The following is a 12,988-nucleotide window of genomic DNA, read 5'->3' on the forward strand; positions in this document are numbered from 1 at the left end:
CCCGCGCCATCGCTTCAGGATCGTCGAGCGGGCAGAGCACGCCGCAGCCGCCTTCCAGCGCTTCCGGGTTGCCGCCCGAATCCGTGGCGACGACCGGCGTGCCGACCAGCATCGCTTCGACCAGAGTGCGCCCCAGCGGCTCGCGCGCGGCGGGCACCATGAGCAGGTCGCAGCCCGCCAGCCATTCGTGGCCCGGCGTGCGGAAGCCCATCATGTGCACTGCCGCCCGGCCCGAGACTTGCGCGATGCGCTGCGGCAGCGCCTCTCCCACTTCGGTATTACGCGGATCGCCGAACATCAGGCCCACGACCGGCCGGTCGATCAGGGCCGCCAGCCGCTCCACCGCCGCGACGAACTCCAGCGGACGCTTGCGCTGGATGAAATTGCCGAACCAGCCGCAGAGCACCGCGTCGGGGGGACAGCCGATTTCCTCGACGATGCGTCCTCGCATGGCTGCCCAGTCGGCGGTGACCGCCGTGTCGAAGGGACTGTAGACCACTTCCGCGGCCGGCTTTCCCCTGCCCGTTCCAGAGCCCCCCGCCCGCGAGGCCCCGCTGCCCGGAAGCGAGAAGCGGGAGACGGTGAAGATGCGGTTGGCCAGCAGCGGCGCCACATAGCGCAGGCCCCGCGCGTCGGGGTCGCCGCGATGGTGCCAGATCAGCCGGGCTCCGGCTAGTCGCGCCGCCAGGGCCCAGCTCGCATGGCTGCGCCCGTCGTTGCTGTGCACGATGTCTATGGCGTTCCGGCGCAGGAAGTTCACGCGGCGCGGCACGCCGAGAAGCGCCCGTAGCACCTTGCCGATCCCGAATTGCGCGCCGGGCACGAACGAGCGGCGCGGGCGGGCTGGATCCGCTTCCTGCGCGAAAGCCGCGAAGAAGTCCGCGATCGTGCCGCCCGGTACTTCGGGCACGACCAGAAGCCGGTAACGCTCCGGGTCGAGCGCTTCCATCAGCCCGCGCGCGGAGACATGACTGCCGCCCAGTTCGTCTCCGGCAAAGGGGAAGCAGATCCGAAGCGGCCCTTCGGCCTGCCCCTCGGCCCCAGAGTGACCTCGAGCCCGCACCATCGATCCGGTTCCTGCCGGCGTGGCTGTCCCGACCCGCTTGAACTCTGCCGCAAGCGGCCCCGCCAGACTGTTCAAAGCCCGAAACCTTTCTCTCTGTAGCTGAGGAATTCCTCGAAGTTCTCGATCCCGTTGCCGTTCTTGTCGCTCCAGGCGTCGTTGCGCGCGGGATCGAGGCCGTTGGCCCGCTCCCACGCGTCGTCCATGCCGTCCTTGTCGTCGTCGACATAGGCGGTGCCGGGCGCCGGGGTGGGGATCGCGGGCACCGGCTCGCCGATGCGTCCGGTGCGATTCCTGACGTCGGCGACGGCCTGCTTGTCGATGGCATCGCGCGGGAACGCTCCGGCGCGGGCCAGCACCGCATCGTAAGCGGCCGAAGCGCTCATCGGCTGCACCGTGAGCGGGCACGGCGCTTGCTGGATCTGCGCCGGGACGACTTCCGGGCTGACGTGCTTGAAGTTGCCGTGGAAGGCATTGTCCCAGAGGTAGATCGAGGCCATGCCTGTCGACCCCTGCGTTTCGCGCGCGACGCCGCGGCTCAGCGCGGTGGTGTTGCTGCCGGCGATGAAGCTGTTGCCCACGATCGAGACCGGGCTGCCGCCGTAGCTTTCCCAGACCTCGGCAAATTCCGAATAGGCATTGTAGAGCACGTTGTTGATCACTTCCACGCAGGAGCCCTTGGGGAAGTTGATGTCCGGGTTGCGATCGCCGTTATGGGCGCAGAGATTGCCGATGAAGCTCAGCTTCTGCTTGTCCACCGGATCGCTGGCCAGCAGCGCGCACTTGTCGTGCCTGGGGATACCCCAGGCGAAGATCGAATTGCTGATGGTGATCTCGTCGTTGTCGTCGTAGCCGTTGATCAGCTCGTCGCGCGCCCAGGAGGCGCTGACATGGTCGATCACCACGCGGCTGCTTTTTTCTATGGTGATGCTGTCCTCGGCCTCGCGGTTGCCGCCGATGCGGTCGTTGCGCACGCGGATGCCGCGCACCACGACATCGTGGGTGTCCTTGATGACCAGCGGGGTCAGCCCGTTGCGGCCGCCGCCGTGGGCCAGGGTGATGCCGCCTCCGGGCGCGGTCTGGCCGGCGATGGTGAGATAGGGGGACGTTATCCAGGGCGGGCGCTGGGTGAAGCGGATCACCCCGCTTACCCGGAACACGCAGACGCGCGGCCCGGTGGCCGTTACGCAGGCCCGGTAGGAGCCGGCGCCCGAATCGGCCAGGGTGGTGACGTAGATGATGCGACCGCCGCGCCCGCCGACGCTGGTGGCGCCGTAGCCCGTCGCGGCCGGAAAGGACTTCTTGCCGCCCGGTACGCTCACGACCGGGGCGGCCGCCATGACCCGCTCGCTGACGGTTCCCGCCAGCCCCGCCAGCACGGCCAGCCCCGCCAGCCCCAGGCCCGTCACCACGACCAGGGTGCGGCGGGCCGGAAGAATTCGCCCGGTCCGCGTCTTCGGCAGCTTCGTCGCAGTCATGCCTAGTCCTCCAGCAGCGGGCCGAACGCGCACCGTCTGACGGGCCCGGGGAGCCATGCGCGCAGTAAAACCTGACTCTCCCATCCAGTGCGTACAAGTTACCAATTGGATTTAGCGCCGCGTCCGGCGTCACCCTTTTGCGCTAACATCTATGCGCCCGCCTATCGCTCGGACTGGCCTTTGCCTTGAGGCGACCGGCTGCCCATGATCGCCGCCATGGCCGCTATCCTTACCCAGTTCCCCGGCGAGGGGGCGCAACCGGCGATCCCGCAGGAGCCGCCCCGGAGACCTGAGGGACCCGCGCAGGGATATCGGCCGGCGCGCCTGCCCGCGTCTCCCTACGATCGCGCCATCGGCGTGCTGCTGCCGGCGGCGGCGTTCTTCCTGAGCTGGTGGCAGGTCGGCCGCATTCCCGCGTTCAACCTGACCATGTCCGACATGATCATGATCGTCTGCATCCTGCTCATGCTGGTTTCGCGCGGGCTGAATGCCAGGATGATGGGGCGGGTGTCGGTCCTGTGGGTCGCCGGGATCGTCATGCTGCTGGGCGGCATGCTGATCGGATCGACATTCCACGGCGACTTCGCCCGCTGGCCCGTGGTGAGCGGGCAATATGCCTTCGCGCTCCTGCTGATCCCGATGGTGCTGGCCAACTGCTCGCCGCACGTGCTGCACCGCTGCGCGGTGGCCTACATCTGGGGGGTGGCGGTATCGCAGGCGATCGGCGTCGCCCTGGTCAACCTGTTCAGCCGCGACATGATCAACCAATACGTCAACAAGTACGTCGTCACCGGCAACGGACGGCTCGGCGCCTTCACCGGCGAGCCGAACTCCAACGGCGCCGTCTGCGTCTTCGCGCTGATCTTCCTGCTTCATGCCGTGATCGAGAAGCGCCTGCGTCCCTTCGTCGCCGTGCCGCTGGCGCTCGTGGTGGTCGCCGGGCTGGTCTACAGCGCCAGCTTCACCGCCTTTTCCGCGACGATCCTCTCGATCGGCTTCGTGCTCGCCTTCTCCCGCATCCGCACGGTGATCACGATCGCCCTGCCGGTAGTCCTGGTGGTGGTCGCCTACGTCGGCCTGGGGGGGCCGGTGCCGGCCGCCTTCGAGCAGCGGGTGGGCGATGCCGTGGTCTCGGGCGATCCGACCAAGGCCGGCACGTTCGTCGGCCGCTCCGTGCTGATCCAGGAAGCCTGGCAGATGTCGGGCGAAAACCTGCTGATCGGGCTGGGCAGCGACGGCTACCGCAAGGCCAGCGTCTACGGGATGCCGGTCCACCAGCTCTACCTTCTCGTGCTCAACGAAGGGGGCATCGTCTCCTTCCTCGGGCTTAGTCTGATGTTCGCCACGATGTTCGTGCAAGGCATCTTCATCGCCGTGCGAAGTCGCACCGATGGCGTTTCCGCGCTCGCGATCCTGGGAGTCTTCTTCATGTACGCGATGTCGCTGCCGCATATGTTCGCGCGGATGTGGAATGGGCCGGTGATGCTCATGTTCGCGCTCGCTGCCACCGGGGCCGGAATGGCCGCCCTGGGCACCACCCGGCGCCCGGCCTGGCCGAGCCGGGCCGAGGATCCCGAAACCGTCCGGACGCCGGAAGCAGGATGACACCCCTCGATAGCGCCGGCGGGGTCGCGGCCGGCAACGGCGGCCGGAAGGACCGCCTGGAGTACGGGAGCGAGGAGCGCAAGGCGGGGTTCCTGCCCCGCCAGCTTGCCCGCTGGCGCGGCAGCGAGATGCTGCGGCCCCACCTCGTCAACATCGGCCACTTGCTCTCGGGCAATTTCGGCGGCGTGATGATCATGATGGCGAGCCTCGCCATCGCCACCCGCGCGCTGGGGCAGGAGCAGTTCGGCATCCTGGCGGTGATCCTGACGATCGGCCGCGTCTGCGAGCGGCTGATCCGCTTCGAATCCTGGCAACCCCTCGTGCGCTTCATCGCGGTGGAGGAGGAGCATGGGGACGTCGGCCGGATGTCCTCGCTCTATGCCTATGGCCTGATCCTCGACGTCAGCAGCGCGCTCCTGGCGGCGGTGCTGAGCGTCGTCGTGGCCTGGCTGGCGGGCGACCTGATCGGGATCGGGCGGGGCAATGTCCATCTCGTCGCCATCTATGCCTGCGCGATCGCCTGCAATCCGCGCGGCATGGCCAGCGCCGCCTTGCGACTCGCCGGCAAGTTCCGCGTGCTCGCCTACGTTCAGCTGGCCTCCTTCGTGGCGCGTTTCGCATTCTCGGCATTGCTCTATGTCGTCGATGCGGGGCTGATCTGGTTCGTGCTGGTCTGGACCGTCAGCCAGATCTTCGATTCGGCGCTGTTCAACTTCCTGGGCTTCCGCGCCATCGCCGAGACCGGCGTGCCGAGCCCCCTGCGGGCAGACCGGCGAGGCCTTCCCGGGCGTTTTCCCGGTTTCATGCGCTTCGCCATTTCGACCAACCTGTCCTCCACCGTGCGCACCATGACGCATGAGATGGATACGCTGCTGGTCAGCACGTTCGCGGGGCCGGGGCCGGCGGGGCTCTACTATCTCTCGCGGCGCATCGCCAAAGTGGCGCAGATGGCCGGGGACATGATCCAGACGGTGATCTATCCCGACCTCGCCCGGCTGTGGCGCAAGGTAGGACCAGCGGCGATGGGGCAGCTCGTGCGGATGCTTCAGCTCGCGCTCGCCGCGATCGCGCTGGCGGCGGTGGGCGCCTGCTGGCTCATGGGGCGACAAGTGATCGAGCTGGTGTTCGGTCCCGGCTTCGCGGACAGCTACCAGCTCCTGCTGATCCAGCTTTTCGCCGTGCTGCTGACCCTGCATGCGACACCGGCGCGTACCGCCCTGATGGCGATGAACCGGCCGACTTTCGTGCTTTTTGCCAGCTTCGCCTCGGCCACCGCCTTCTTCGCGGCGGCTTTCGTGCTGATCCCCCGCTACGGCGCGATGGGCGCGAACTACGCCCACGTCGCGTTCGGACTCATGTCGGTAACCCTGATCGACATCGCCTTCTGGCGCGGGCTGCGCCGTGCGGAGCCGATCCCGCCTGCTGCTTCCCCTTCGCCGGTCAACGGCGCTGCTGCCATGGAGGCCGAGTCGTGACCTTCCACGCCCCCAGCGACTTCACGCGCCCCGCCGACCGGGCAAGCCCTCTCAAGGTCAGCTCGATCATCACCAGCCTGACCTCGGGCGGGGCGGAAGTCCTGGTTACCAATCTCAACGCCGCCTTTGCCGCCAAGGGCGCGCAAGGCACCGTCCTCGCCTTCTGCGATGCGCCCACGCTCGGCAACTCGCCGGAGATGGAGGCCGAGCTGGCCGCCCAGATCGCCGAGAGCGGGTGCCGCTTCGAATCGATGCGCCTCGGCCGGAGCCGCCGCCTGCTGCCGGGCGTGCTCGCCCTGCGCCGCCACCTGGCCGGGACGCGGCCGGACGTGGTCCACGTCCACACCGTCCGCGCGGTCGCCATGCTGGCGCTGTCCGGCTTTGCCGGGCCGGTGGTCTTCACCTACCACAACAGCCGCCTGAGCTTCCCGCCCGCCCTGTTCGCCGCGGTGGACCGCGTGGTCCATCATTACATCGCCATCAGCAACGACACCGCGGCCATGTACCGGCGCCTGTCCAGGCGGCCCTACACCCTGATCCAGAATGCGCCTTCCGCGCGCTACCGGGCGAGCGCACCGCGCGCCGCCTCTCGCCGCCCCTGCAACGTGCTGAGCGTAGGCGCGATTTCCGACCAGAAGAACTATCCGCTCCTGATCGAGACGGCCCGCATCCTGCAGGACCGCGCCGGGGAAGGTGCCCCCGTCCTGCGCATCGCCGGCGGCGGCGAGCGACTGGAGGACCTGCGCGCGCAGGTCCGCGCGCTGAACCTCGAGCGCGTGGTGGAATTCCTGGGAGAACGCCGCGACGTGCCGGACCTCATGGCCCGAAGCGACCTGTTCCTCAACACGTCCCATTACGAGGGCTTCTCGGTCGCCATTCTCGAGGCCATGGCCATGGCCCTGCCGGTCGTCGCCACCGACGTCGCCGGCAATCGCGGCCTCGTGCGCTCGGCCCAGAACGGTCTGCTCTGCCCGCCCGACAAGCCCGAGACACTGGCGGCGGCGATCCTGCAACTGGCAGACGATCCCTCCCTCTACCGGCAATATTCCGCAGGGGCCCTGGCTACCAGCCGCGAATATACGATCGAAAACGCCGCCGCGCGGCATCTCGAACTCTACTCGTCCCTGCTGCGCCTTCGCGCCCCCCAAAAGGACTAGTCTCTATTAGGGCGCGCGCGGCCCCTATGCCCTTTTTGCGCCTCCGGGCTTTGATCGCATAGTCCATCCTGAAGACCGTACCGCTTGGACGGTTCCGCACCAGGCCCGTCCCGCGGGGGGCGGCAGCCATCTATCGGGCCGCCCCGTGGCGGCGAACTTCACCTCGCTGGAGGGGCACACATGTCAACTGCAATCGCGCCAAGCCCGATCGGCGGCGCGCCGGCCCATTACCGGGGACCGGCGCTGTCCAGGGATTCATCTTCGCCATCGGATCATCAGGTCGGACCCAAGGACCTGCTACGCGTCATCTACCGTCACCGGACGATGATGGCGCTGGTCGTGGGGACCATCACCCTGGCCGTGCTCGTGCAGCAGTTGCTTTCGCCCACGCTGTACCGCTCCTCCTCGACGGTCCAGGTCGAGCTGATCGACGAAGTCGGCACCAACCAGGCCGACGTCAATTCCCGCAATGCCGAACGCGTCGCCAATGCCGTGCGCCTGCACCGCTCGCGCTCCGCCGCCGAGCAGGTGGTGAACGACCTGCACCTGACCAAGGACAACGATTTCCTGAAGGAACTCGGCAAGGTCCCGGAAGACCGGCGCGTTCTCCAGCAGGCCGCGACCAACAAGGTCCTCTCGATGGTCGCCATCAATTCCGAGGCGGGCTCCGACCTGGTCGAGATCTCGGTCACGGCGGGATCGCCGGTGCTTGCGGCCGCGATCGCCAACCAGATCCCCGTTTCGGTTCGCGCCCTGCGAACGATGAAGACCAACGAACGGCGCACCGAACTGCTCGCCTCGCTGGAACAGGAACAGCAGGCCCGCGCCATCGCCGCCGAGGAGACCGCCCAGCGCGTGGCCGACTTCCGCGGCCAGCACCAGATGCTGACGGGCGCGGGCGGGGCCGAAGACCTTGCCCAGATCAACCGGATCGCGGTGCAGAGCGCTTCCGCCGTGGCGGCGCGGGACGCGGCCATGGCCCGCAGCGCCGGCATCGCCCGCGCCAGCCGGATGCAGAGCACCGCGCTCGCCAGCTCCGGCGTGCTCGACCAGCTTGAACGCACCCGCGGAGAGCTTGTCGCGGAAACCTCCAAGCTGTCCACCAGCCTCGGCCCCAACCACCCGGACGTGAAGCGCCTCGCTTCCCAGCTTGCCACAGTGGACCAGGGCATCGTCAAGGAACAGGCCCGCGTCCAGGCCGCCGCCCAGGCCGACGCTTCGGCCAAGGCCGCGCAGATGGCCGAACTCGCCCGCAGCCAGGCGGCCGGAGACAGCGCCCAGGCCAGCCGCCTGGAAGGCATCGTCGCCGGTCTCAGTTCGACCGCCTATCGCAACACGGCCAATGCCGTGCAGCTCGACAAGCTGGTGCGCGAAGCCACTCTGGCCGACGATGCCTACAAGGCGATCGCCGGGCGCCTGGAGCAGGTTCGCGCGCAGATGCAGATGGAAGGCGTGTCCTCCTCGGTCGTCTCGCCGGCCGTGCCGGACTACGATCCGATCGCCCCGGCGCCGCTCAAGATGGCGATCACCGCCCTGCTCGGGTCGAGCGTGCTGGCCTTCCTGATCGCCTTCGCCCGCGACTTCCTGGACGACCGCCTGCGCACCACCGCCCAGATCCGCCGCCTGTTCGGCCTGCCGACCCTGGGCATGCTGCCGCTGCTCAAGAGCAATCTGTCGGAAGATCCCAACGACAGCCCGGTGATCAAGGAGCCGCAGTCGCTCTTCGCCGAAGTCGCCCGCTCGACGTATACCGAAGTCCGGGCGCTCGACCGGAGAGGCGGCAATTCGCAAGTGGTGCTGGTCACCTCCCCGCTGCCCGGCGACGGCAAGTCCACGGTCTCGCTGACGCTGGCCGCCGCCGGCATCGCCATGGGCGACCGCACGGTGATCCTCGACCTCGACTTGCGCAAACGCGGTGCGCTCCAGCGGCTCCAGAACGAGATGCAGATGCCGGACCTGGTCGACATCGTCTGCGGCCGTGCCGACCTCGACAGCCTGGTCGCGCCCCGCTCGGCGCATCCTTACGACGGCACCCTGATCACTTCCGCCGACGGCACGCAGGTCATCGGGCATGAAGGCGCCGACCAGCCCGAGCCGGACGGCGCCAACCGCATCGTCCTGCTCAGCGCCAAGGAGCCGGTGGCCGAACCGGCGCTGCTGCTCTCGTCGAACCGACTGAAGACCCTGCTCGACCAGCTCAAGGAGCGGTTCGAACTGGTCATCATCAATGCCCCCGCCGCCCTGGCCGTGCGCGACGCCCGCGCCATGTGCCACTTCGCGGACCAGACCGTGCTGGTCGCCCGCTGGGGCCATACCACCGGCGACCAGATGCGTGCCGCGCTGGAGATGCTGGACGACAGCGTCGGCGGGGTGATCTTCGATCAGGTCGATTACGCCGAACACGCCCGCCGCCGCTACGGCGACTCGGTTCAGTTCTACGCCGACTCGGCCAGCTACTACTCCGCGCCGGTGCCGGTGCGGGAAGAGTGGGCCGCCAGGATCCGTCGCTTCTTCCGGGGCCATTCGTGGCGCCCCGCGGAAGCGTGAGCAGGAGCGCGCGAGTGGCCTTCGCTTCCCTTCGATTGCTCGCTTCGCTGCTCCTGCTCACCCTTCTGCCCCTGCTTCTGGTGCTGGGTCTGGGCGTGCTGGTCTCGATGGGCCGCCCGGTGCTGTTTCGGCAGCGCCGCGCGGGTCGCGAGGGGCGGGACTTCACGTTGCTCAAGCTGCGCTCCATGCGCGACGCCGTGGGGCCGGACGGCCAGCCGCTGCCGGACGAGGACCGCGTCACCGCGTTCGGGCGCTTCCTGCGCCGCAGCCGGCTCGACGAACTGCCGGGCCTGTGGAACGTCGCAGCCGGAGACATGACTTTCGTCGGCCCGCGCCCACTGCTGCCCGAGACGATCGCCGGCCTCGGCGCACGCGGTGCGGCGCGGGGCCGGGTCCGGCCGGGGCTCACCGGCTGGTCGCAGGTCAACGGCAATACCCTGCTCTCGCTCGACGAGAAGATCGCGCTGGACCTCTGGTACGTCGAGAACGCCTCGCCGCTGCTGGACCTGCGGATCGTGGCCCTGACGCTCTGGGTCATGGTCGGCGGCGAACGCCGCTCGCAGGCGGTGGCTTTGGCGGATTAGGGCGTAAACTCCCCCCCGTCGTTCCAGCTTGCGCCGGGATGACGGGCGTGCCTGCAAACGCCGGATCAGGCCAGCGTCAACTCGTCCAGCGATGTCACCACATGGTGCGCCGCATGATCGGGCGTGGGCGGCGTGCAGGCGTGGATCCGGTCCTCGCGCAGGATCTGCACGGTGGTCCAGCCGCGCGCGCGCGGGGTGACGAAGTCCTTCGCCGCATTGTCGGCTATATAGACGTGCTCCGCCCCCGGTCGGCCGGACCATTGCTCGACCATCTCGTAGGCCAGGGCATGGGGCTTGCCGCAGCCTTCGGGCAGGAGGCCGGTGAGGATGACCTTGCCGATCCGCTCGTAGAGCCCCAGTGCGGAGACCTTGTTGCCCTGGGTCCGGGCCGGGCCGTCGGTGATGATCGCGCTGGCCCGCGCGCCTACTCGGTCGAGCAACCGCCGGGCATCCTCTGCCAGCGCGATCTCGGGCGTGTGGCCGCGATAAAGCGCCACCAGCGGCGCCACCTCCACCGTCGCCAGCCCCATGGCCGCGAGCGCCGCGTCGAACACCGTGCCGCGATGCCCCTCGTCCAGCAGCCGCGCGCAGTGATCCGCATAGCCGGAGACGCCGTGGCTCTGCTCCAGGTGCCGCCCCACCGCCGCGAAGCCACTGAGCGCGAAGTCGCGTTCGAGGTAGAGCGTGTCGTCGAGGTCCAGGACCACGACGGACTGCCGGATCTCAACCACGGAACACGGCGCTGTCGTAGCGCACCATGGTGACGCCCTCGCGCCAGTGCTCGCTCGCGCATTCGGTGAGCCCCGCCACCCGGGCGAGCAGGCTCTCGGCGAAGCGGCCGCCGGCATGGTCGGCCAGCGGATAGCCGCCCCCGAAGCGGGCGTTGATCTCGAAGACGCGCGGCCCCCGATCGGGATCGTCGATGAGCTGGAAGCAGAGCACCCCCTCGGCGCCTTCCAGGGCGGCGGCGATGTCTGCGGCGATGGCGATCATGCGCGCGTCGCGCACGGTGCGCCCCTTCTCCACTTCGCCCGCGCGCGTCGAGATGCGCAAGTGCGGGATCGCCGAGCGCATCCGGCCGCGCGCGTCGAGGTACATGTTGATGGTATATTCCGGCCCGCGCAGCAGTTCCTGCACCAGCATCGGCTCGGGATAGTCGTCGCGGATGTCGGCGGCCGAGTGCAGCACGCCGATGCCGCGGCTGGCGCTGCCGCCGACGGGCTTGGCGAAAAGCGGGAAGGCCCAGCCGGAGGGGTCGGCGCGCACGTCCTCGATCCGCGCGGTGCGCGGCACCGGCACCCCGGCGGCGGCCAGGACGGAGATGGTGCGTTCCTTGTCGCGCACCACGTCGATCGTCTCGGGCGCGCTGACGTGGACCATGGTGCCTGCCTGCGCGAAGCGTTCGCGCGCGCGGGAGAGCACGTCCAGTTCGGTGTCGATGGTCGGCACCAGCAGGTCGATCTTCTCGCGCGCGCAGTGGTCCAGCAGGCGCTCGACATAGTCCGGCGCGGTGCAGCGGGGCACCTGGAACGCCGCTTCGGCCTCCAGGCATGCGGCGCTGAGTTCCGGTTCGAGATCGCAGGCGTGGATCTCCGCGCGCAGGCCCAGTTTCTCGGCCGCGCGGCGGAAGCAGCGAGTCAGCTCGACCCGGCGCCCGGCCGACGTGAAAAGTATCCGTACCACCCCGTTCCCCCGATTACTTGTGAAGCGCCCATGCTTATGCGCCCCGATGCTTACGCCTCAAGGCCTTGCCCGGCTTCCGCCGCGGCTGCGGCCCGTATCACGGGGCCATGCCGCGCCGCCGTCGCTTGCGCCAGCATAAGGTCCCACTGCTTGAGTATGTGTGCGGGCCGAAACCGCGCCATCGCCTCTGCCGCCGCCGCGCCCATGCGGCTGCGCGCAAGAGGATCTGCCATGAGGTCCGCCATGGCGCGCGCCAGCGCGGCGGGATCCTCCCCCGGCACCAGCAGGCCGCTGCGGCCGTGCTCCACCATGTCGGCGGGCCCGAAATCGCAGTCCGCCGCGATCACCGGCAGACCGGCCGCCATCGCCTCGCCCAGGACATTGGGAAACCCCTCGTAGCGCGACGACAGCACGAAGATCCCCGCCTCCGCCACCCAGGCGCGCGGCCTGGGGCTCAAGCCCCGCAGCGATATCCGCCCTGCCAGTCCCTGATCGCGGATCAGGGCATGCAGCGCCTCTCGCTCCGGCCCCTCGCCCCAGATGTCGAGCCGCCAGTCCGGTGCGCCCGAGGTTGCCGAGGCGAAGGCCGCGATCAGCAGATCGAAGCCCTTCTGATGCGTCAGCCGTCCTACCGCGCAGATCCGCTTCACCTCGGCGGCCGAGCGCGCGACGTCGGGCGGCGGCACCGGATTGGCGATAGTCACCAGCTTGCCCTGCACGGCGGCGGGAAAGCAGCGCCGCACGGCCTCCGTCTGGCAGACGATGGCATCGGCGCGGCGGTAGAGCAGGCGCAGCAGCAGGTTCCACAAGGGATGCGCGCCCTGTCGCTCCGGATTGTTGCGCTCCGCACAGACGAGGCGCGTGCGCGTGCCGATCGTGGCGAGCGCCGCGATAAGGTTGTTCTTCGTCAGGAACGAGACGATCACTTGCGGCCTGCGGTCCCGCAGCACCCGGCGCAAGGCCGCGACCCGCCCGGCCATGCCGGCAAAGCCGCTGCTGCCGCCCAGCCGGTGCAGCGTGGCGGCGCCCGGCAGGTGGTGGAACACCGGGTCTTCGGGACGATCGAAGGCGATCACCTCCACCGCGTGCCCGGCGGCGCACCAGTGATGGGATAGCTGCGCGATGACCTGCTCGGCGCCCCCGGCGCCAAGGCCGGACGCGACGATCGCGATGCGCATCTTGCTGTGTGGAAGTGCCAAGGCCTCTCGTCCGCCTGCGTGGAAACCGTTCTCGAAAACTGCCGCGAACCTAGCGCAAGCTGCGCCGGTCGGCAGACGGTCATGCGAACTAACTCTTTATTGGAACAGCAGCTTCCGGCCTGCCCGCCGTGCCCGTCACGGCAACGCGGCCGCCGTCATCCTGATTGGGTACGCCCTAATCGCGCTCACGGTCTACC

General features: G+C 69.1%; 10 protein-coding genes. 5 read left to right on the top strand and 5 right to left on the bottom strand.

Going from position 1 to position 12,988, the window contains the following annotated elements; all coding sequences use genetic code 11:
- On the bottom strand, window positions 1-1,066 hold a 1,066-nt coding region (locus L284_RS29040; protein WP_152524603.1), incomplete at its 3' end, for a glycosyltransferase family 4 protein.
- 71 nt (window positions 1,067-1,137) lie between these two features.
- Window positions 1,138-2,541, bottom strand: a complete 1,404-nt coding sequence (locus L284_RS29045) for a pectate lyase family protein (RefSeq protein ID WP_021232807.1) — start codon at window positions 2,539-2,541, stop codon at window positions 1,138-1,140.
- 216 nt (window positions 2,542-2,757) lie between these two features.
- On the opposite strand from L284_RS29045, the gene L284_RS29050 reads away from it, so the two are divergent.
- The 5 genes from L284_RS29050 (at window position 2,758) to L284_RS29070 (ending at window position 9,909) form a co-directional block, all read left to right on the top strand.
- Window positions 2,758-4,146, top strand: coding sequence for an O-antigen ligase family protein (locus L284_RS29050; protein WP_152524604.1), 1,389 nt, complete (start codon window positions 2,758-2,760; stop codon window positions 4,144-4,146).
- Complete coding sequence (locus L284_RS29055) at window positions 4,143-5,621, top strand: lipopolysaccharide biosynthesis protein (RefSeq protein WP_021232809.1); 1,479 nt, start codon at window positions 4,143-4,145, stop codon at window positions 5,619-5,621. Before L284_RS29050 ends, L284_RS29055 begins: the two co-directional genes overlap by 4 nt.
- The gene (locus L284_RS29060; RefSeq protein WP_021232810.1) at window positions 5,618-6,778 is read left to right on the top strand and encodes a glycosyltransferase; all 1,161 of its coding nucleotides are present in this window, start codon (window positions 5,618-5,620) and stop codon (window positions 6,776-6,778) included. The genes L284_RS29055 and L284_RS29060 overlap by 4 nt, the downstream gene beginning before the upstream one ends.
- A gap of 180 nt (window positions 6,779-6,958) precedes the next feature.
- Window positions 6,959-9,325 (top strand): GumC family protein, encoded by a 2,367-nt coding sequence (locus L284_RS29065; protein WP_081673897.1) that lies wholly within the window; start codon window positions 6,959-6,961, stop codon window positions 9,323-9,325.
- 14 nt (window positions 9,326-9,339) lie between these two features.
- On the top strand, window positions 9,340-9,909 hold the full coding sequence (locus tag L284_RS29070; RefSeq protein WP_031341553.1) for a sugar transferase: 570 nt from the start codon (window positions 9,340-9,342) through the stop codon (window positions 9,907-9,909).
- 65 nt (window positions 9,910-9,974) lie between these two features.
- Here L284_RS29070 and L284_RS29075 read toward each other — a convergent pair whose 3' ends face one another.
- Genes L284_RS29075 through L284_RS29085 form a run of 3 tightly spaced genes read right to left on the bottom strand, consistent with a single transcriptional unit; the run spans window position 9,975 to window position 12,791 of the window.
- Complete coding sequence (locus L284_RS29075) at window positions 9,975-10,640, bottom strand: HAD family hydrolase (protein WP_021232813.1); 666 nt, start codon at window positions 10,638-10,640, stop codon at window positions 9,975-9,977.
- Entirely contained in the window at window positions 10,633-11,592 is a 960-nt protein-coding gene (locus L284_RS29080) for an ATP-grasp domain-containing protein (protein WP_021232814.1), read from the bottom strand. Before L284_RS29080 ends, L284_RS29075 begins: the two co-directional genes overlap by 8 nt.
- A 50-nt stretch (window positions 11,593-11,642) precedes the next feature.
- Complete coding sequence (locus L284_RS29085) at window positions 11,643-12,791, bottom strand: glycosyltransferase family 4 protein (protein WP_021232815.1); 1,149 nt, start codon at window positions 12,789-12,791, stop codon at window positions 11,643-11,645.
- Window positions 12,792-12,988 lie beyond the last annotated feature (197 nt).

This window comes from Novosphingobium lindaniclasticum LE124 (assembly GCF_000445125.1).
In the GTDB taxonomy this organism is placed as follows: domain Bacteria; phylum Pseudomonadota; class Alphaproteobacteria; order Sphingomonadales; family Sphingomonadaceae; genus Novosphingobium; species Novosphingobium lindaniclasticum.

Bases quoted from the DNA above. Each gene is read 5' to 3' on its own strand.
- L284_RS29045 (WP_021232807.1), bottom strand. From the start codon at position 2,541: ATGACTGCGACGAAGCTGCCGAAGACGCGGACCGGGCGAATTCTTCCG.
- L284_RS29050 (WP_152524604.1), top strand. From the start codon at position 2,758: ATGGCCGCTATCCTTACCCAGTTCCCCGGCGAGGGGGCGCAACCGGCG.
- L284_RS29055 (WP_021232809.1), top strand. From the start codon at position 4,143: ATGACACCCCTCGATAGCGCCGGCGGGGTCGCGGCCGGCAACGGCGGC.
- L284_RS29065 (WP_081673897.1), top strand. From the start codon at position 6,959: ATGTCAACTGCAATCGCGCCAAGCCCGATCGGCGGCGCGCCGGCCCAT.